The 19,247-nt window shown below is 44.8% G+C and carries 21 protein-coding genes; 14 read left to right on the top strand and 7 right to left on the bottom strand.

What is annotated here, in order from left to right; all coding sequences use genetic code 11:
* Positions 1-71: 71 nt before the first annotated feature.
* The 3 genes from NST74_RS09370 to NST74_RS09360 all read left to right on the top strand — a co-directional run bounded on the left by NST74_RS09370 (position 72) and on the right by NST74_RS09360 (position 1,309).
* A complete protein-coding gene (locus NST74_RS09370) occupies positions 72-395 on the top strand; it encodes a YtrH family sporulation protein (RefSeq protein WP_042125960.1) in 324 nt (107 codons plus the stop codon).
* A 5-nt stretch (positions 396-400) separates the two neighbouring features.
* Positions 401-907, top strand: a complete 507-nt coding sequence (locus NST74_RS09365) for a DUF4044 domain-containing protein (protein WP_042125959.1) — start codon at positions 401-403, stop codon at positions 905-907.
* Between the two features lie 87 nt (positions 908-994).
* Positions 995-1,309 (top strand): YtpI family protein, encoded by a 315-nt coding sequence (locus NST74_RS09360; protein ID WP_042125957.1) that lies wholly within the window; start codon positions 995-997, stop codon positions 1,307-1,309.
* A 95-nt stretch (positions 1,310-1,404) separates the two neighbouring features.
* On the opposite strand, the gene NST74_RS09355 is transcribed toward NST74_RS09360, so the two are convergent.
* Positions 1,405-2,739 carry a DRTGG domain-containing protein gene (locus NST74_RS09355; protein ID WP_042125955.1) on the bottom strand — a complete coding sequence of 445 codons (1,335 nt, stop codon included), beginning with the start codon at positions 2,737-2,739 and terminating at the stop codon, positions 1,405-1,407.
* A 300-nt stretch (positions 2,740-3,039) separates the two neighbouring features.
* On the opposite strand from NST74_RS09355, the gene NST74_RS09350 reads away from it, so the two are divergent.
* Both NST74_RS09350 and NST74_RS09345 read left to right on the top strand, forming a co-directional pair.
* A complete protein-coding gene (locus tag NST74_RS09350) occupies positions 3,040-3,879 on the top strand; it encodes a hypothetical protein (RefSeq protein ID WP_341111666.1) in 840 nt (279 codons plus the stop codon).
* A gap of 104 nt (positions 3,880-3,983) precedes the next feature.
* A complete protein-coding gene (locus tag NST74_RS09345) occupies positions 3,984-4,124 on the top strand; it encodes a hypothetical protein (RefSeq protein WP_341111664.1) in 141 nt (46 codons plus the stop codon).
* Between the two features lie 312 nt (positions 4,125-4,436).
* On the opposite strand, the gene NST74_RS09340 is transcribed toward NST74_RS09345, so the two are convergent.
* A complete protein-coding gene (locus NST74_RS09340) occupies positions 4,437-4,721 on the bottom strand; it encodes a hypothetical protein (RefSeq protein WP_042125953.1) in 285 nt (94 codons plus the stop codon).
* A gap of 191 nt (positions 4,722-4,912) precedes the next feature.
* Between NST74_RS09340 and NST74_RS09335 the strand changes: the two genes are divergently transcribed.
* Positions 4,913-5,488, top strand: a complete 576-nt coding sequence (locus NST74_RS09335) for a hypothetical protein (protein WP_042125952.1) — start codon at positions 4,913-4,915, stop codon at positions 5,486-5,488.
* 126 nt (positions 5,489-5,614) lie between these two features.
* Here NST74_RS09335 and NST74_RS09330 read toward each other — a convergent pair whose 3' ends face one another.
* Complete coding sequence (locus tag NST74_RS09330) at positions 5,615-5,953, bottom strand: YlbF family regulator (protein ID WP_341111663.1); 339 nt, start codon at positions 5,951-5,953, stop codon at positions 5,615-5,617.
* Positions 5,954-6,347: 394 nt separating this feature from the next.
* Between NST74_RS09330 and NST74_RS09325 the strand changes: the two genes are divergently transcribed.
* Genes NST74_RS09325 through NST74_RS09300 form a run of 6 tightly spaced genes read left to right on the top strand, consistent with a single transcriptional unit; the run spans position 6,348 to position 13,043 of the window.
* The gene (locus NST74_RS09325) at positions 6,348-7,715 is read left to right on the top strand and encodes a YheC/YheD family endospore coat-associated protein (RefSeq protein ID WP_341111662.1); all 1,368 of its coding nucleotides are present in this window, start codon (positions 6,348-6,350) and stop codon (positions 7,713-7,715) included.
* A gap of 10 nt (positions 7,716-7,725) precedes the next feature.
* On the top strand, positions 7,726-8,904 hold the full coding sequence (locus tag NST74_RS09320; protein WP_341111661.1) for a YheC/YheD family endospore coat-associated protein: 1,179 nt from the start codon (positions 7,726-7,728) through the stop codon (positions 8,902-8,904).
* Positions 8,905-10,278 carry a YheC/YheD family endospore coat-associated protein gene (locus NST74_RS09315; RefSeq protein ID WP_341111659.1) on the top strand — a complete coding sequence of 458 codons (1,374 nt, stop codon included), beginning with the start codon at positions 8,905-8,907 and terminating at the stop codon, positions 10,276-10,278.
* Entirely contained in the window at positions 10,275-11,387 is a 1,113-nt protein-coding gene (locus NST74_RS09310; RefSeq protein WP_076121529.1) for a YheC/YheD family endospore coat-associated protein, read from the top strand. The genes NST74_RS09315 and NST74_RS09310 overlap by 4 nt, the downstream gene beginning before the upstream one ends.
* 25 nt (positions 11,388-11,412) lie before the next feature.
* Positions 11,413-11,931 (top strand): N-acetyltransferase, encoded by a 519-nt coding sequence (locus NST74_RS09305; RefSeq protein WP_341111658.1) that lies wholly within the window; start codon positions 11,413-11,415, stop codon positions 11,929-11,931.
* Positions 11,913-13,043, top strand: coding sequence for a YheC/YheD family endospore coat-associated protein (locus NST74_RS09300; protein ID WP_341111657.1), 1,131 nt, complete (start codon positions 11,913-11,915; stop codon positions 13,041-13,043). Before NST74_RS09305 ends, NST74_RS09300 begins: the two co-directional genes overlap by 19 nt.
* 612 nt (positions 13,044-13,655) lie before the next feature.
* Here NST74_RS09300 and NST74_RS09295 read toward each other — a convergent pair.
* Complete coding sequence (locus tag NST74_RS09295; RefSeq protein ID WP_341111656.1) at positions 13,656-14,381, bottom strand: HAD family hydrolase; 726 nt, start codon at positions 14,379-14,381, stop codon at positions 13,656-13,658.
* Positions 14,382-14,575: 194 nt separating this feature from the next.
* On the opposite strand from NST74_RS09295, the gene NST74_RS09290 reads away from it, so the two are divergent.
* Together NST74_RS09290 and NST74_RS09285 are read left to right on the top strand one after the other, a co-directional pair.
* The gene (locus NST74_RS09290; RefSeq protein ID WP_341111655.1) at positions 14,576-15,739 is read left to right on the top strand and encodes a YhgE/Pip domain-containing protein; all 1,164 of its coding nucleotides are present in this window, start codon (positions 14,576-14,578) and stop codon (positions 15,737-15,739) included.
* Between the two features lie 96 nt (positions 15,740-15,835).
* Positions 15,836-16,345 (top strand): PadR family transcriptional regulator, encoded by a 510-nt coding sequence (locus tag NST74_RS09285; protein WP_341111654.1) that lies wholly within the window; start codon positions 15,836-15,838, stop codon positions 16,343-16,345.
* A 142-nt stretch (positions 16,346-16,487) separates the two neighbouring features.
* Here NST74_RS09285 and NST74_RS09280 read toward each other — a convergent pair whose 3' ends face one another.
* The 3 genes from NST74_RS09280 to NST74_RS09270 all read right to left on the bottom strand — a co-directional run bounded on the left by NST74_RS09280 (position 16,488) and on the right by NST74_RS09270 (position 19,091).
* Positions 16,488-16,745 (bottom strand): AbrB/MazE/SpoVT family DNA-binding domain-containing protein, encoded by a 258-nt coding sequence (locus NST74_RS09280; RefSeq protein WP_042125931.1) that lies wholly within the window; start codon positions 16,743-16,745, stop codon positions 16,488-16,490.
* A gap of 546 nt (positions 16,746-17,291) precedes the next feature.
* Positions 17,292-18,290: a CapA family protein gene (locus NST74_RS09275; RefSeq protein ID WP_445668183.1), complete on the bottom strand. Its 999-nt coding sequence runs from the start codon at positions 18,288-18,290 to the stop codon at positions 17,292-17,294.
* Positions 18,291-18,431: 141 nt separating this feature from the next.
* Entirely contained in the window at positions 18,432-19,091 is a 660-nt protein-coding gene (locus NST74_RS09270) for a class I SAM-dependent methyltransferase (RefSeq protein WP_042125929.1), read from the bottom strand.
* Positions 19,092-19,247 lie beyond the last annotated feature (156 nt).

Here is a 19,247-nt window from a genome sequence, read left to right as displayed (position 1 = left end):
CGCCCATAGAATGGATTAAGAGCACATGGACAGGCAACGTTTATAGATGCCTCGTCCGGGAAGGGGCCTTTATGAGCATTTTCATGAGCAAAGCGATCCTCGATTTCTTTATCGCCTTCGGCATCGTACTTGGCGGAGCTATGGTCGGTGGAATCGGCGCCGTTGTCTCCCTGCAACCACCGACGCAAACGATGCTAGATGTAGCAGACCGGATTAAAATATGGGCACTTGCCGCCGCTGTAGGAGGCACTATGGATCCTTTACGGGTCATTGAAAGCAACATGATTGGGGGCAACCTTTCCCCTGCCATCAAGCAAATCATGTATATTGCCTTCGCTTTTCTCGGAGCCCATATGGGCAGTGAGCTAGTAAAATGGGTGTGCGGCAGGGGGTAACGCCAGTGAGAGTTCCACCATTCAGTCGTTTTCGTAGATTCACTCAAATTTCCGCTATATTCATGCTAGGGATCGTCGTGGGAGCCGTCATATACAACGCCATATACCATGTTGGATATAATGTGTTATGGCTGAATAATGCAGACCTGCGTGTACAGATCGAGCAATATCAAGAGGATATTAAAACACTCAAAAAATATAATAATACCTCTACGGTAATCAGAGAAATCAAAATTCGATCGGAGGAAAGCAAAGCCCAATCAGAAGGCTCAAACCCAGTTGACCCCGTAACTTTAAAATTAATACTTAGCGAAATACGATCAGATCTGGAACCGATGCGCGGCCGCAGCATGTTCGATATTGACACAGACAGTAAACTGGTTAGGCTGCTGCTGGATGGTAAACTTTACATTGTGCGTGAGAAGGAATACTCTGTCAAAATCCGGACGATGCTCGTCATGGAAGGCGTTTTGCAAATCTGGGTGGAAATCAGTCCTTTTAAGCGCAACTAACAACAATCGTATGATACAATAATGGACAGACAAAAGTGGAAATTACTTCAAGGCTTTTGCACGACATGATAAAGGAGCTGGCTGTCCATGGTTTTATTTATCAAGTATTTATTGTTTATCCTGCTGGTGGTCTTTGTAATCGGTGCCGCTGTGTACAGCTTATCCTCTCGCCGTGCCTTAAATCCCCGAGTTAAGGGGCTAAAACGCTCCGTTATGAATGTGATGCTGGGCGCAATGCTCGTAACGCTGTCCCTAATTTCCATGTTTCTGTTTCGCGGCTCCACCGTTAATATTATTGTTGAAGCTGCCTTTCTTCTGATCGGTGTGTTCAACATCTTCTCAGGACTGCGTAGCTATAGTTATTACAGCCGCAGCCAAGAGCAGCATCAGTCGAAAGCCTAGGCTTTAGTCTTGATAGGATTGCAAGAATAAAATAGACTACCCTCATTATCAACCTCGAGGGCAGTCTATTTAGCATGTTTATCACTCGTCGTGTCTTAGCCGTGGTCAATAGATTGCAGCATTAGAACAGCTTTCGCTACCAGGGTATCTGAATAGCTGATCTCTATTTCTAGCTTACAAGTACGGCGACTAATCTCGAGCAGTCTCGGCATTACAATGATCGCGTGTTCGATCTGTACCGGCCGGATAAAATAGGTAGACATATTATCTAAGACATAGTCATTTCCTGTAATATCCTTAGCAGCCTTAAACGCTGAGAGCGTCATTAGCGTAGACAAAACACCTTCAGAAATGGTTCCGAGGTCAGTCGCCATCTGAGGAGTAATGAAGCCATGAAAAAACAATCGTCCCTCTTCATCCCGCTCATCCGCAAAACCGTTCCAGATGAGATGATCGAAGGTCTCACCAAGCTGTGGAGTGTTACGGACATCTCGCAAACTTTGCAGCACTTCTTTACGAGTTAGGGAGCCCACTAATTTGCGGTTACGGTCTACAATAGGCAGGAAATCGACGCCTTCCCACATCATGATCTGCGCAGCTGAGGCTAGTGAAGTATGCAGTGCAGCGGTAACCGGACTCCGAACCATAGCCTTTTCAATACTTTGCCCTTCTGTCAGGTCCTCTACTTCACGTCGTCCAATAATGCCAATCACTCGGTTCCATTCATCCGTAACGGGAAAACGTTGCTCTCCAGTCTCCTCTGAAATTTGCCGCAGCTCACCGACGGTGCTTGAAATTTTCAACGTATTCAGACGCGGTTTGCTGTCGACAATATCCTCTACAAGCATGATTTTTTTCTTAATCAATCTATCAAAAATGGCACGGTTAATCATTGATGCCACAGTAAACGTGTCATGTCTTGATGAAATGATCGGGAGGTCCAGCTCGTCCGCTAACGCCTTAACTTCACGGCTTGTCCCGAAGCCACCTGTAACGAGAACTGCTGCACCTTGCTCTAGCGCCAAAGAGTGAACATCATCACGGTTACCTACAATGAGCAGGCTGTCTGCGTCTATATAACGAATCATCGCGTCGACCTTCATCGCACCGATTACATATTTATGAAGATGCTTACTCAGTCCGCTAGCCCCGCCAAGAACATGACCCTCAACAATATCAACCACGTCCCCAAACGTCAGCTGTTCAGAAATGTTACGAGGCTTTTTTTCTACACGTACTGTACCAATCCGTTCCTTCGTGATGACAATTCCAAGATTCTCAGCTTCCTTCACTGCACGATATGCAGTTCCCTCGCTGACTAACATTTCTTTTGCAAGCTTACGAACAGATATTTTGGAGCCTACCTTAAGACTTTCAATATGCTGCAGCAGTTGCTCGTGTTTAGTAATTGCATCGCCTTGACCTTCCAACTGTTACACCCCCGTACTCCGATCTGTACTATACTGTACTCATTATACACGGAGAGAATGGCACAGTACAACCGATTCATAAGCATCGGATTCGAATTTAACTGCCCGCACACGATCTATAATCAAGGAAGTTATTACAATATATTAGATCTGATAATCGCTTGAAACACCTCCTTTGCCAAATGGGATAATTCTGCAGAGGCTATAAACTTCACGTGAAATACACTTCCTTTATTTAGCAACCTTTTCCTCTTTTTTATAGTCTGAGAGTTAGAACATGCGTAAAGGAGAATTGCGAATATGAACAAGTTTGCTTTAATACTTTTTACCATTATTTTGTTTTTCATAGGACTGGTCGGCTGTGGAAATACGGGAACCGAAGTCAAACAAACAGATCAAATAGAGCTGAATGCAGAAAAAATAGTTTCCATTAATTTAATAGAAAAAGATCATCCAGTGGCGACTATCTCTGAAGCATCCTCCTTCAAACGATTCGTTCAAGCCATAACTACTGCTGAATATGATAAAGGACAACTAGATATTGCTCCCAGCGATTACAGAACCACTGTGAACATGAAGGATGGCATAAGTTATGAATTCTCTTTTTGGATTGGCGAAAGTAACAGTGGATTACTCATTCAATCCGGACAAATGGGCCACTATCGTCTTTCAGATACCAGCAAAAAGGACCTGTTGGACTTGTTTCAAACGACTCTTAAAGAAGATAAGAACTCTCCAGCAGACCCTATTAACCCACAGCCCCCTACCGTTCAAGTTACTGTTGGCGGTGAGCAGTTCGATGCCATTCAAGGCTCTTATTGCTGGAACGAGTATGGTAAAGGCGTGTGTGTAGATATGGCTTCATACGATCAATTGGTTACCAAACAGAAGGTACATCCCAAGGCCATCAGCCGCGATCAGGTAGAACTCAAATTCTCATCTGTACCCAAAGAAATAGAGGTTATGGCTTCATTTCCTGGTGAGGAACGACCAGACGAAGCCCTTTCCGTGGATAACAACAGCTTTCAACTCGCAGCAGGTAGCGGCAGACATCTGTATATAATCCAAGCGAGATGGCCTCAGGGGAGCGCCAGTTACGTATTTGAAGTAGAGTGCTCGTCATCGGTCAGTAAAAATTAATCCGTTTGTTAGACAAACTGGGTAGGCAATAGACAATAGAGAATAGACTCTTAAGAAAAAAAGGAAAAATATGTTATACTGTAAGGGTGAAAGGGGATGACTTTATGCAATTTCTTTTTATACTCGCGGTTCTCGTTCCTGCGGTGTGCTACTACGCGGCTCTTGGTAAACGAATATCTGCAGAAGAAAAGAAAGCTGAAAAAGATCTCTCAGATGAGATCAATCCTTTTACAGGTGCACGATAAATTTAATCCCCCTGCGTTCGCAGGGGGATTCTTAAAGCCCACTGGCTTTAGCTAGTGGGCTTTTTTCGGGATTCTAGGGCATTTATGCACCTCTTTACGCTAATTTGGCGCTTTTTCCAGGAATCTAGGGCATTTATGCACCTCTTTACGCCATTTCGGCGATTTTTCCGGGATTCTAGGGCATTTATGCACCTCTTTACCCTAATTCGGCGCTTTTTCCGGGATTCCAGGGGATTTATGCACCTCTTTTTGCCAGCCTGGCGCTTTTCCCCTGAAACTCAAATCTAGTCACTAAAGGACACAACTCCACTTCTATGATCTTTGTGTAACTCTAGTTTCTTCATTCCATTTGGATTGCCATTGTTCCAGTTTTGCTTTTCGCACAGCTTCTAAACGCTTGGTTTTCTCCTCATCAACACCAATAATGAAATGCAGATGTGCCGCAATGACCATAAAGGCGAAAAGTGACCAGATCACTCCAAAACCAAATACCCAACTAGGCCCATTCGCTAGCGATAACTTCGGCAGAGCATACAAAAGCATGGCCAACGCCAGCACCAGATAGACACCATGTTTAAACTTGTTTCTTTTTCTCATTACTAACAACTCCTTCGCAGACAAGATATTCGATTGAATCTATATCTCTACTCTATGAACTTGAAGTCCTTAATATGAGACAAGTCCACAAAAATATACTTTTACTCAAAAAAATATAAAATAGTACGCATTTATGTAGCTAGCAAAGCTTATATATGAGATGATAATTTCATTTAGGGGGCGATTTAGACTTGAATACAACTTATACTCATACCGAATACATAATTCGAAAAAAGGTATTTTCGATCATGGGTGCGAAGCTTCATATTTATGATAATACGGAGCAACTTGTACTCTATTCACAAATGAAAGCATTCAAGCTGAAAGAGGATATTGCGCTGTATACGGACGAGAGCATGAATAAGGAACTATTGCGAATCAAAGCCCGCAGTGTAGTCGATTTTAGCGCAACTTATGATGTACATGATACGGAGACTGGCGAGCACATCGGTGCACTGCGCCGTAAGGGACTCAAATCTATTTTGAAAGATGAATGGATGATTCTCGATCGTCATGATCAGGAAATCGGAAAAATCAAGGAAGATAGCACCGCGATGGCTTTACTCCGCCGCTTTATCTCTATTATCCCTCAGAAATACAATATCGAGATGGATGACACAACGATTCCGGCCTTCAAACAGAACTTCAACCCATTCGTTACAAAAATTATGGCTGACTTCTCCGAAGATCCCAAAGGAATGCTTGATCGCCGCCTGGGTTTGGCTGCTGGTATTCTTCTTTGCGCAATCGAAGGTAAGCAGGATTAGTTAGTTTACTCCTACGCTAGTCACAAGAATAAAGAGGGTGTTTCCAATGCCAAACGGCTTCGGGAACACCCTCTTTAGATTGCGTTGATGAAACTTTCCAAGTAAATACCCGCTTACAATAAGCGTTTATTCGCCATACAATTGCGACAAGCTCTCGGTAATAATTTTGTTTACATCCTCAATTACAACGCTCAGACGGCGTTCTGCATCGAACAGACGGCGAATCCCAAGATTCATGTTAAGCACCTCGAATAATTTCTCCATTTTCTCCATTTCTTCCTGTGGAGGCATATCTCCGCTCATCATCCGTTGTTGAAGCTCCATTTGGCCGTTGCGGAAGTTGTCAAGCATTGCTTTGGCTTCTGGATCTGTTTCCACCAGTTTCATCGCATTGGTGATATCCGCTACCTCAGTGCTTTCTTTAATGGCTTTCGCCAGTTCATATGCTTTGTCGTGAATACTCATTATAATTCCTCCTAAAAGTTTTGTTAGCATTCGCTTCCTGGCTTACTTCGTACAAAACTCACCTCGGAAGCTTACGCTTAAGTTTTGTTAGCATTCGCTTCCTGGCTTACTTCGTACAAAACTCACTTCGGAAGCTTACGCTTAAGTTTTGTTAGCATTCGCTCCCTGGCTTACTTCGTACAAAACTCACCTCGGAAGCTTACGCTTAAGTTTCCAAATATTGATTCATCCCATGCTTGTTTCGCTTCTTGGGTCAGACTTATGAAATGATGTGGCAAGGTTTTTAAAGAGTAGGTCAATCACCAAGGGTCATCTGTCTCCATATGATGAATGATATGTAACCCTTAGCTACCAAATTGCCGGCATCATGCTGCCTACCGGAAGGAGATCCACGATGTCCCAATTCAAGATCCCGGTCCATACGGTCCACTCGGGCATCCTGCAGGAAAACGCTATAATGCTTGGCGAACGATCCATGAAAAGACTCAAAATCCCGGCTCACGGAACGCTCCAGCTGGCTTTCGGCTCTTTCCGGCAGGAGGTTACCATCATCCCGGCTCCCAAATCCGACAGCCTGCGTGTAAGCGAAGGACTGGCGCGGCGGACCGGATGGAAACATCGGCAAACCCTCAACGCCTCTTACAGCTCCGTAAGTCGTACCTTACGGCTTGGACCGTTGATAGGTGTACTCGTCAGTCGTGACCATCCAGATAATCTCGACAGGCTTTTTGGACCCATTACCATGTTCTGTCGAGAATTAACAAATGCCTGCCACGTACAAGGCGCCTATGTATATTTCTTTACCCCGGAAGCGCTCGAAACAAGCAGCACTGCCATCCAGGGCTGGGTATACAACGAGGGTTGGAGGAAAATGAGTCTGCCCATCGCCGATGTAATCAACAATCGGCTAACGACGCGAAAGGTGGAGAATAAACCTAGCGTACAGCATTTTTTGGCGGATGTAAAATCACGGTATGGAACGCATTTCTTCAACGAAAAATTTCTTGACAAGACAGAAGTATTTGAAGCTTTAGCGCAAGACCCTTCATTGAAGCGGTATTTACCGGAATCGCATGCTTTAAACGGTTTTGCTGTTGTAAAGAAGATGTGTAGCCAATACCCAAGCGTGTTTCTAAAGCCTGTACGAGGCAGTCTCGGCAAAGGCATTCTCCGAATCTCCAAAGATGAAGGCGGAGGATACCGTTTGTTATCTACTACCTCTATAGGTACACGCAAGCAAAGCTACCCGACTTTAGCTAAACTGTACCAGTCTGTTGCTCCCAAGATGAAGACAACGCGCTACCAGATTCAACAAGGATTACCTTTGATGGAGCTCGGTAAGCGTCCTGTAGATTTTCGAGCACTTGTACAAAAGAATGGTACCGGAAAATGGGGGGTTACCTCCATTGTCGCTCGTACCGCTGGGAGCAATCATTTCGTCTCCAATCTAGCAAGAGGTGGCAGTCTCAGTACTGTCCGTGAAGCCGTTAGCAAGAGCAGCCTTCCTCCAGGTACCAAGGATAGCGTACAGCTTCAGCTTCCAAGAGCAGCACTTGCCATTGCAAGAGGAGTAGAAACCTTTATCCCTGCTCATTTCGGAGAGCTCGGAATCGATCTGGCACTGGATCAATCCGGACGAATATGGCTCTTGGAGGTTAACTCCAAACCTTCCAAGAACGATAACACACCGCTAAACGATCAAAAAATCAGACCGTCCGTCAAGCAAATGATTCTGTATTGCCGCTATTTGGCCGGTTTATAAGGAGGACACAATGACTGAAACAGCTATGGGGTTCCTCGGCATTATGACGGGCCGTCGCCACGGGAATCCTCCGATTGCCGAGCCAGAATTTTGCAGTCATTTATGCCGTGCAGCTCCGCGATATAATCTTAAAGTCCTCGTGTTTCATCCGGACGGAGTAGCGGCAGACGGGTCATCTATAACCGGTTATACATGGAAAGACGGAAGCTGGCACAATACGACCTCTACACCACCGGATATCATTTATAATCGTTGTTTTTACAACAGTCCGAAAGAAAGAAAAGAAGCTTCGTCTGCACTCTCTTTCCTTCACCGCTCACTACCTTGGTCAAGAGGTTTACCTGATAAATGGGGCGTATACGAGATCTTGAAGCGCAACCGAAGAGCAGCTATTTTACTGCCGGAAACTGTTCTTTATACCGGTACACGCAAGTTAAGCAATATGCTCGCCGAAAGAGAATACGGGGTCTTCCTAAAACCCAAAGCTGGTTCTCACGGCAAACGTACATTGCATGCCATACTGCAGAACAGACGCTCTGGAGGAGGCATAAGAGTACGAGGGCGTGATGGGACAAATACACCCTTTCAATATGTATTCAGCTCGCAGGATGAAGGACTGAACTGGATTCATGAATTTATCGGCACACGCCGCTATATTATACAGCCTTATCTGCACCTAACTAATCGTAAGGGGCAACCGTTCGATGTGCGTGTATTGATGCAAAAGAATGGCCTCGGCCGCTGGGATCTTACTGGCATGGCCGTTCGGCTGGGTAATCATGGTTCACTGACTTCAAACCTGCACGGCGGTGGAACTGCGGTTCCTCCTTTACCCTTTTTGCTTGCAGAATATGGTCAGGACGGAAAAGACATCATGCAGGAGCTTGCTACAGAAGCTGCATACTTGCCTCCTCTTCTGGAGGCCGCATGCGGTAGGCTTGGAGAACTCGGCCTAGATTTCGGTATTGATTCGAGCGGTCGGATTCATTTACTAGAAGCAAATTCCAAGCCAGGGCGCACGGTATTCCGGCTGACGGGCGACCGCCGGGCTGCTAAGCTCGCCGCCGAGAATCCACTGTCTTATGCGCGCCATCTGCTACTCACACAGCGACGGATACCATCCCTATCTACGGACAGCTCCGTTATAAACGGGAGAATGATAACAATGGTTCCTAAGGAGGATTCATAAATGAGTCTCACTTTTTGCAATGTGCATTTCACTAAGCAGCCCCAAAGAGTTGTATATGTATCAGGTGCACTGATGAAAAGCTTGAAATTAACCGGGAAAAAGAACATTCGCCTTAGACTCGGTAAAGATGCCATCCCGACCATGATCAAGCCCATCAAGCGCGCCGGAAATCATCTATTCCTCGCCACTGGTGTAAAGAGTGCTATCAAGGTTCCGAAATCTGGTGGTATCTATTTACGCAATCTGCAAAACGACGAGGTACAGCTTGGACCTTTAGTCGGTGTATTGTCTGATGGGCCAGCATCTTCAAATCAACCCTTCGGTTCCCGCACTGGCTTTATAAAGCAATTGCTGCGGGAAGGCAGTAACAAATGTTATATATTTGCCTTTATGCCGCGTGATATCAACTGGCAGCAGGAGCAAGTCTATGGTTATTTCCTAACCGCAGGCGGCAAATTCGAGCGTAAAATGGTTCCGCTCCCTGATGTTGTCTACAATCGGCTGCCAAGTCGGAGAGCTGAAACCTCACCATATATCAACCAGCTTCGCGAACGCTTTATGCGCAAGAAAATCCCTTACTTCAACTGGAGCTTTTTCAATAAATCCGATATCTACCGGCTGCTAGAGAATGACGGGGCTGCAAACCGTTACGTCCCTGAAACACACAGCAATCCCTCTTCCGAAAAAATGAGAGAAATGCTGGATCACCACCATTTTGTATATTACAAACCTTCCGCAGGCAGTCTGGGTCACGGGATTTACCGACTCACCTATCTGCCGAAAAAAGGGTATTTTGCCCGCTACCGCAAGGGTGGTAAAAACGTACTTCTGCGCTTCACTACCTTTGAAAGCCTCATGCGTATGCTTCGATCACGACACGGTCAAGGCCTGCAGAATTATATCGTCCAACAAGGAATACGTTTGATTGAAATTGATGGCTGCCCCATTGATTTCCGATTCCATATGCATAAAAACGGGAGTAATCAATGGATTGTTGTCGGCATAGGCGCTAAAAAAGCCGGCCGAGGCAGCGTCACCACTCACCTCAAAAATGGGGGGGCTTTGCTTACACCTGGGCAGGCGCTCGGGCGTGTATTCGGCGGCAGAGCAGATGAAGTCTTGCAGCGTGCGAAGAGTACAGCCATTAAACTGGCAGAATCCTTAGAAATCCAGCATCGTCATTTGCTCGGTGAAATCGGCTTTGATCTCGGCATTGATCAGGATGAAGACATCTGGATGTTCGAGGCCAACGCCAAACCAGGACGTTCCATCTTCCGTCATCCCTCCCTGCGCGCTGAGGGCAAAGCTTCCATCGAGCACATTCTGGAGCATTGTCTATACCTCAGCAAATTCCGCAGGAGGGATGAGATGTGAGCACGCATATTCCGGATGAAACAAAACCCGTTATTGCCATACTGACAACCAGCGACAAAATAAGACATTTTAATGGCAACCGCAATAACTTCCGGGACATCATTCGCACAGGCAAGGAAATGGGATTTCTTGTCTACGTCGTCACTGTCCGTGACTTGAAGCTTGAGGAACGGATGGTGAACGGATATGTCCCATCATCCAACGGAAAAATATGGTACAGCATTCCTGTACCTCTTCCACAAATTATCTATAACCGAATTCCTACCCGTGAGGATGAGGAGAAACCTGCTGTCGTACGCAAAATAGCTCAATGCCTGGAGCATCCAGGCATTAAGCTTTATAATCCGTATTTTTTCAATAAATGGAATCTCTTTGAATGGCTGAAAGGCTCACATGCTACCTCTAAGCATGTTCCAAAAACCAGACGTCTACGCAGCGCAAACACGCTTACTGCCATGCTAAATAATCACACCAGCCTCTACCTAAAACCGGAGAGCGGCAAAGCCGGTAAAGGCATTATGCGTTTAAAATACCGTGCTGAGACCACTTTGCCCTATCGGCTGCAAATTCAAAGCGGCAAAAAAAATGTGACATACAAAGCCGCCTCTATAGAGCGCCTCTGGGCACGGATCGGAAAGGAAAAGGGTACCTCGCGTTACATCGTACAGCAGGCCATTGAGCTGGCGACTCACCGAGGACGACCATTTGATCTGCGTGTACTTCTGCAGAAAAACAGCAGAGGAGGCTGGGCGATGACCGGCATAGGTGCGCGACTAGCTGGTGCCCGCAGTATCACCACGCATGTACCACGCGGCGGCAGTATTGAGGAGCCCTCCAGTATGCTGGAAAGCACATTTGGAACCGAAAGAGCCGCCTCCATTCTAAAAAGCGTACCTACAACTGCTCTGTTAATCGCCAGACAAATTGAGAGAGCCTCTGACACTATGCTCGGGGAGATGTCCATGGATCTCGGTGTAGATGAGAACGGAGGACTCTGGTTCTTTGAGGCAAACTCAAGGCCGATGAAATTTGATGAGCCTGCGATTCGCAAGCTTTCTTTGGAGCGAATCTTTCATTATGGCCAGCACTTAGCACGACATGCCAAGTAGAATTCATTAAAGGATGTGACACAGCATGCATATATCCTCCATCTACGACACTGATACTAAAAAGTGGAAATCGCGGCTAACCGGACTGCTTGAGTTTATAAGAGAGCACGGAGAGCGGCGCATTACAAACCAAGCTTGTAAGGTACTGGCCAAGTTAACACCAGATCAGTTGTCAGAGCCGGGTGTCTCGCTGCTTGTCGCTACCGTACGCGGTCAAAATGGTCGCCAGCTAGCAGGAGTAAGCTTCGTATCCGGTTTCGGGGAAGAAGCCTGTCTCGTTGCCGTGCATCCCTTATACCGGAATAAGCATACCGGCACCGCCCTGATGACCGCCCAGTTAAAGCGCTTAGGCCGCCTGGAATGCAGTGTTGCCAGCGATAATACAGCCAGTCTGAAAATGTGCTTCAATGTTGGCCTTGCCGCAGTGGCGCTTACTAGTGGCCCTACTGGCAAGCCAACTTTATTGATCCGATCACCGCAGAATACCATCAGTACTACCATTTCTCCACAAGAAGGTGAACTCCTGTGCCAGAGCCCGTCTTAGGCATTCTCACTTTGTATATCAATGAAGCCAAGCAGCTTGAAGAAAAGGCCGTGTACCGGAGAATGATCATTGAGGGTAGTCGAATCGGTTTGGATGTTTTTGTGTTTACCCCCATGGATGTCCATCCCAGCAAAGAGCAAATCCATGCCCTTATCTATGATCCCAAGAGCGGAAAATGGTCTCGCAAATGGCGTTCCTTCCCGAACATGATTTATGATCGTTGCCGTATCCAGCGCAGCGCTCGCTTTCAACAATTGCTTCGTTTCCGTGAACGCTATAAACATCTGCTGTTTCTGAATCGTCCTCTGCGCAACAAATGGACCATTCATCAAACATTCTCACAAAAAAGCCGGTTCCGGCAGCATATGCCCGAAACTTTGCTATATCAATCCTCTGCCGATCTGCACCGGATGTTAAAACAGAATCCCGTGCTCTATGTCAAGCCTGCAAGCGGTACAGGTGGACGCGGTATCCTTAGAATTGAGCGGGTAAAGAACAGTAAAGGGGTCTTTGATATTCAAGGCCGTCGCCAAGATCGCCGGATTATTCCACCCCGAAAGGTCTCTTCCACAAGATTGGATTCCATTGTTCGACAATGGTGTATCGGTGGACGTTTTCTCGTCCAGCAGGGTATCCCGCTGCGTCTGCCTGGCGGACGTTTCCATGATTATCGCATGCTCGTTCAAAAGAATGGGCAAGGGATCTGGGAACTGACCGGTATGGCCGCTAGGGTCGGTGCGGCCCGAAGCGTAACCTCCAATCTTCATGGGGGTGGGCATGCCGTTCGAGCGGAAACGCTGCTGAAGGAATGGCTGGGTAGTCAGGATAAAACCGATAAGGTTATGAAAACCGCAGAGCGATTAGGACTTGATGCCGCAGCCTTCCTGGAAGACAGCTTTGAAGCCTTATGTGAGCTTGCACTAGATCTCGCCATTGATCGAGAAGGAAAAATCTATGTGCTGGAGGTTAATCCAAAACCTGCCCGTGAAGTGTTCGCCCGAACAGGGGACGGCAACACGTATCGTAAAGCACTGGTGCGTCCTTTGGAATATGCGTTATGGCTGTATAATAATAAAGGTGCCCCAGCCTCAGCTAAGACTACTGAGGAATAATATGATACTCAACAACAAAACGACCGCCTCTCTGCAATATGCAGAAAGTGCGGTTGTTGTATGACTTCTGATGTTCTGAGGAAATTATATTAGAAAAACTCGTTATATTGAAGATTTTGATTAGCTGAGCCAAGGCGTTAGAAAAAAGAAGAGTATAGTGGTACCCACACAAATATGGAGTAAGAGCTGTAAGTCCTTCTCTAATAGATGTTTTATAAACAAAAGATAGCTCACGATACACAACAAAAAAACAGCAATATAAAAAAATAAGGAATCATAATGAGTAGCTATAAATAAGTCTCCGCCAACAATAGAAAAGACTATACCTATTACTAAAAACCACATGCCTACTCCAAGTGCAGCGCTTAAAGCAATAAAAAGGAAACTCATTATCATTTTTTATACTCCTTTAACATGCTTCTCGATTCCTTATCATCACATAGGAATAACCCCTTTCCATGATCTATCGGAACATCCCCTTTGTTTATGTATATCTTTTTAGCTTTGAGCTATTCCTGCATCTGCATTTAGAACCTTAACATTAATAAAGGCAACCCTCAGCTTAGTTAAGGGTTACCTTTTTTCGTTTTCCAAATATAAATCGCGATATTCCTATTCGTTAACCGATGCGTTGTCGTACAACTCAATCAACTCATCGAAGGAGGTAATAATTACATCAGAGCCCTTCAGTTCATCCTGACGCCCAAAGCCTGCATATGCACAGCCGATGACGGTTTGGCCATTACCCTTGCCTGCCTCCACGTCGGACGAGCGATCGCCCACCATCCAGGCACTGTTAATTCCATGATTGTCCAGCAAAATGCGTAGCAATTCAGTCTTCGTCGCAGTGCCTTGACCCCCTGCACTATACAATCCTTCGAATAGCTCTTTAAGCTCATGCACCACAACTATACTGTGAATGTACTCCTCCAGCCCATTACTAGCCACAAACAACCGAACTCCACGCTCTTTTAGCGCAGTCAGTGTTTCGACCACCTGTGGATACAGTAATGTCCCTCCTGCTTCAAGTCCTTCGATCTCTAGCTGCAATAGCAGCTCATCTGCACGGCGGTGCACTGCCTCATCTGCTTCAGGCATAACCTTCTTCCAAATGTCTGCCAGCAGCATCCCTAAACTGCTTAGAATACGCTCTTCCGGTGGCGTTGGTCCTACATATAGTCCCTCTTCCCGCAAAATATCGAACATCTTATGATATGCAGGTAATAAAAGACTTTCAGTCTGGAACAGTGTTCCATCCATATCAAAAACAATCGCTTCCGGCTTGTTCAACTTCGAGTGTACCGCGTTCAGTTCTGTTCCTTGTGCCTCATTACTCATCTGTTGTTCCTCCCCATTCTCTTTTGCTTCAGGTAAGCACATTCATCTGCACGAAATTTCCAGTACAAGCCCTATGATATATGAAACCACTTCGGAATGTCCATGCTCTCCACTTTTCTTGTTGTAGTTTATATTTCAATATGTTATATTTCAATCTGTAATATAACATATTGAAATATAAAGGAGAGATAACTATGTCACGGTCATTAATCATGCGCTTGCTCAAGCAGCCTGCTACCATCATCGGGATTATAACCGCTCTGTTGTTCCAAGTTTTTTTCAGCTTAATCTGGATTACGGGGTATGACCATGTAACTGATCGGGTAGATCGGTTGCCCATTGCTATTGTGAATGAGGATGGTGCGAATGCTCAGCCCGTAGTCGATGGCATTACCCAGTCCCTTCAGTTCGTAACCAGACAGGATCTTCCACTAAAAGCTGCCAAGGAAGCCCTTGAGCATAGAGAAATCCGCATGATTATCAATATTCCACAAGGGTTCACCGGAGCGATTAGTAATCCATCCGGAAAGACTGAACTTCGTTACCTCATAAATGAATCTAATCCGCAAATGGTTACCAACGTTATGCAGACTGTAGCACTTAAAGTCACGGCTGCCATGAACACTCAAAGCAGTGATACAGCACTAAGCCAAACCCTCGAAGCTATGAAGCTGCCGCAAACACAAGCAGAGATCATCAAAAGTGCGGCAAGCAGCCGAATCTCCGCAAACGTTGAACTCATCAACCCCACAACTAATTTCGCACAAACTATGGTTCCGTTAATGATTGTTACTGCCTCCTTTACCGGAGCTATGCTACTCGCCATGAATCTCCAAAAAGCTGCTTCCAACTTATCGGGTCCATTTGGTAAATGGAATCGCTTTGCAGCCCGGTTTGTCATTATGGGTGCAACGGCTGTACTAACATCTCTAGTGGGGACTATCATGGTTAACTCACTCGGGATCCACTCCAACCATGGCTTTCTGCTCATGTGGCTGTTCGAATTCACTGTGATTCTCTCCTGCATGATTCTTGCACAGTTCAGTCTGCTGTTACTCGGCGACGCTGGCGCCTGGCTAAATATCGCGCTTCTTTCCATACAAATGTTAGCTTCTGGAGCAACGATTCCACGTGATGTACTTTCACCTTTTTATAGCTGGATCGCTCCCTTTTCACCTGCTTACTACGCGGTGAATGGCATGCTCGACCTGGTTATCGGAGGTGATGGTGTATGGAAAGATATGTTCCACCTTCTCTGCATTGGTGCAGCAATAACTGGATTAAGTATTATCCTAACCTTCATTCACAAGGAAACTCAGTTATCGCAAGAACAAGAGCCCGTACCAGCAAATGCGTAATTATTTAGTTAGCCTCCTTGGTTATGCCTTTTCAAATTGAGAGCGAAATGCAGTTGTGATATGGTAGGAGGTGAAAGAAAGGAGAGACAACGATTCATGAATATACAAGATGTCATTCTAGGGATATTAAGTGAAAAACCTCATTCGGGTTATGAGATAAAACGGCATTTCGAGGAATACTTTTCTTTTTTCTTTGATGCCAGCTACGGCACCATCTACCCAACCCTGAGCAAGATGGAGAAGCTGGACCTAATCACCAAAGAATCCATACGACAGGAAGGCAAACCTGACAAAAATGTATTTACCATTACCCGTGCCGGCTTGGATCAGTTCCATGCTTACTTGCAAACACCGGCTGAAAAGGAAGTTCTGCGTTCAGACTTTTTTATGCATCTGTATTTCGGAGATAAGACCGATAAAGAGAACATAGATAATCTACTTCGGCAAGCATTGATAGAAAAGCAGGCAATGTACGATGATCTTGATCAGAAATTAAAGCAACTAGATTGCAAATTGTCCCCCTACCAAAAGCTGTGTATGGAATTGGGCCTTGTGCAATATGAAGCCTTTATCCAAAAAATTCAAAGTGTGCTGGAGTCTGAATAAGGATCGTGTGGGCAGTAAGTTTCCTATTATTCTAGGGGATTTGCTGTTTTTTTGTTGTGCTATCATAAAAAAGAACCGGCAGCATGCACAAAAAGTGCTTGCTGTACCGGTTCTTTTTTAGCAAAAATGTATAATCTATCGATTATACTCTGTCAAAGCTGGAAATCAGCTCATCGAGAACATCTTTGCTTACCATTTTACCTTTGAAATTGATGAGGTTCTCTGCGCTTCCGGAGAAGATACAAGTAGGTTCGTATTTTCTAAGAATAATCTTTTCTCCATCTACAAAAATCTCGAGCGGGTCTTTTATGTCAATTCCCATCGTTCTACGTAGTTCAATAGGAATTACGATACGTCCCAATTCATCTACTTTTCTTACTATGCCTGTTGCTTTCATCATCGTACATCCTCCCTTGAAATTACATTAATAATCATTTTTGCTAAAAGCTTATGTAGGCTTCTATGTGATAGTAATGATTACGCTATACTCTAATATTAAAGTGCTATTCTTTCCCTGTCAATTTTATTTCTACAAAATATGATATTTATCGACAATTATTCGACAAAAATATGTACGCTTTCGACAAAATGCTGTAAGGTGATCCAATTTATTAGGCTTGAAATTAATAAATATCCAACATTGCGATTACAAATCAGCTTGCGAAGTAACCCTATTGATATCCTCATTTACCCCATACATCAAGTCCGGAAACACTCCGGCGTATATTAGTGCGATAATACATCTAGTAGAGTTAATACAGACTATTTATGCTTTATGCATCTACTTTTTTCGACAATCTAATACACAACTGCGTTCAGATTTAATATAAGTATGACATATAATTAATAGAAAGATCAAATATTGGATAAATTTAACAGAATTAATTGAATTTAATTATAAAAAAACCGACCAGTATTCTCTGGTCGATCTGCTATAACATTATAATTACTTCTCCGTAACCCTACCATTCGCATCGATCACTGCATTATAAGAGAGGTTATTCATTAATTTAATCGTCTTCCTATTGTAAGAATCGTCCATAAAGTTAGGCTGTCCACCAATAATTTTGACTGGGGTAATCTTACTTGTGACCTTACCCTCATTAATCTCAAAGTTTACCAGCATCGAGTGAAGTGTCTTCTCTCCACCACGTGTAGAGCGATTAAATACAAAATTCCCAAGTGAATAATAAATGGGTTTGTTTTTATAGTATTCGATACCCATCAAGCAATGGCTGTGTGCGCCGAGTATGATATCCGCACCGCTATCAATCATCTGTTTGGCTAGCGTTCGGGCATACTTTTCAGGGTAATCCTTAAACTCTTCATTCCAGTGAATATACACAATCGTGTAATCATTCTCCTTAGACATCTTCTGAATAGCCGTAAGCATAGGCTGCGAGGTGTACGCTGAGGCTGCTCCAGGCTTATTGTCACCGGCATACCAAGAAGGACCTGAAAGCACTCGGCTTACACCTAAAATAGCGATCTTCTTCCCCTTTACCGTCTTTGTATACGGTTTGAACGCTTCGTCCACATCTTTGCCTGCTCCTGTATGGCCGATCTTGTTTCGATCCAGATGCACCAGCGTGTCGAGCATGGCGTCTTTTCCGAAATCTAGAATATGATTATTAGCCAAAGATACGCCATCAATCCCAGCATAGGATAAGCCGCCAAGCACTGCCGGTTTGGATCTAAAGGCAAAGGTCTTCTCTGCTGCCTTTCCTCGAATAGACACTGGCGTTTCCAGATTCGCGAAGGCAATATCAGCCTTTTGTAAGGTAGGTGCAACTTTCGCAAACGGAAAGTTCACTCCGTATTTAGCGATCTGATCGCCTACAAAACCGTCCAAGAGTATATCACCAGCAAAAGCAAGCTTGATAGGTTCTGACGATGGCGAAGCTGCACTAGCTGCAATTGTCGAAGGGAGGATCAGTGATAACAAAAGTGTAGTGAGTAGTATTCTGCGCAATACATTCGACCCTAATCTCAAAAATACAGCCTCCTATCCTCAGCATGTTATTTAAATTCGCTATTAATCTAGCATACTGGAAATAGATTACTAATTTAAGGGTAAGAAGACCTGTTATCCCTTTGTTTTTTTCAAAACAGCTCGGAAGCAATTTAACCCACCCCACAAATCTGTATATACAGCATCCGCAGGCAACTCAAAGTCGGTCTCCCCCCAATACTGAAATCCAGCTTGCAGCAGCAGATCATTCATTAGATTTAAGTTTACCGTTGGGTAATCAAACGTTAATACCAATAGCCCTTCTTCGTTCAACGTTCGGTGAAACTCCCGTAAAGTACCCACCGTATCCTCTAAGGTCAAATGCTCCAGGACCGAGATACAAAAAATAGTATCAAAGCTCTCATCCTCATAAGGCAAATCTGCAAGATTGGCCTGAGCAAGATGCAAGTTGTTTGTTCTTCTCGCTATTACCTGCTTCGCCGCTTTTTCCCCGATCTCATTTGTAATCGTATCTAAGATGTCCTCCCGGTAAATCACCCTGCTGTCCATATCGCAAGCATAGACTTCTGCACAAACCCCGGCTAAATAAAATTTCAAGGGATGAGGAATTCCGCAGGCTGCATCCAGCACAACCCCATGAGGAGAAATGAAGTTAATACACCACTCATATTCAAAGGGACGGCTCCACCAGGATTCTGGCAAATCATAAATTAACTTCTCACGACTGGCATCGGAGTTTACAAAAAAACGCGAGACAAAGGGATGTGTTGGCATGGCCAGGACTCCTTTTTAACGGAATTTTAGGTAGTGAGAGTATATTCATGATTTGCTGATTCATGCCATAACCTTACATAGTCAAGAAGAAACGATGTTGTCGACCATTAAAGACGATGAATGTTTCTCGAAAAAATAAAAGACATAAACGCCCTC

The sequence above is a fragment of the Paenibacillus sp. FSL F4-0125 genome (genome assembly GCF_038008565.1).
GTDB lineage: Bacteria > Bacillota > Bacilli > Paenibacillales > Paenibacillaceae > Paenibacillus_AQ.
Note: the sequence above shows the minus strand (reverse complement) of the source record. Positions and strands in the feature narration are given on the sequence as shown.

Coding starts and splice junctions, on each gene's coding strand:
- NST74_RS09370 (WP_042125960.1), top strand. CDS start 72: ATGAGCATTTTCATGAGCAAAGCGATCCTCGATTTCTTTATCGCCTTC.
- NST74_RS09360 (WP_042125957.1), top strand. CDS start 995: ATGGTTTTATTTATCAAGTATTTATTGTTTATCCTGCTGGTGGTCTTT.
- NST74_RS09350 (WP_341111666.1), top strand. CDS start 3,040: ATGAACAAGTTTGCTTTAATACTTTTTACCATTATTTTGTTTTTCATA.
- NST74_RS09345 (WP_341111664.1), top strand. CDS start 3,984: ATGCAATTTCTTTTTATACTCGCGGTTCTCGTTCCTGCGGTGTGCTAC.
- NST74_RS09340 (WP_042125953.1), bottom strand. CDS start 4,721: ATGAGAAAAAGAAACAAGTTTAAACATGGTGTCTATCTGGTGCTGGCG.
- NST74_RS09330 (WP_341111663.1), bottom strand. CDS start 5,953: ATGAGTATTCACGACAAAGCATATGAACTGGCGAAAGCCATTAAAGAA.
- NST74_RS09325 (WP_341111662.1), top strand. CDS start 6,348: ATGTCCCAATTCAAGATCCCGGTCCATACGGTCCACTCGGGCATCCTG.
- NST74_RS09320 (WP_341111661.1), top strand. CDS start 7,726: ATGACTGAAACAGCTATGGGGTTCCTCGGCATTATGACGGGCCGTCGC.
- NST74_RS09315 (WP_341111659.1), top strand. CDS start 8,905: ATGAGTCTCACTTTTTGCAATGTGCATTTCACTAAGCAGCCCCAAAGA.
- NST74_RS09305 (WP_341111658.1), top strand. CDS start 11,413: ATGCATATATCCTCCATCTACGACACTGATACTAAAAAGTGGAAATCG.
- NST74_RS09295 (WP_341111656.1), bottom strand. CDS start 14,381: ATGAGTAATGAGGCACAAGGAACAGAACTGAACGCGGTACACTCGAAG.
- NST74_RS09290 (WP_341111655.1), top strand. CDS start 14,576: ATGTCACGGTCATTAATCATGCGCTTGCTCAAGCAGCCTGCTACCATC.
- NST74_RS09285 (WP_341111654.1), top strand. CDS start 15,836: ATGAATATACAAGATGTCATTCTAGGGATATTAAGTGAAAAACCTCAT.
- NST74_RS09280 (WP_042125931.1), bottom strand. CDS start 16,745: ATGATGAAAGCAACAGGCATAGTAAGAAAAGTAGATGAATTGGGACGT.
- NST74_RS09270 (WP_042125929.1), bottom strand. CDS start 19,091: ATGCCAACACATCCCTTTGTCTCGCGTTTTTTTGTAAACTCCGATGCC.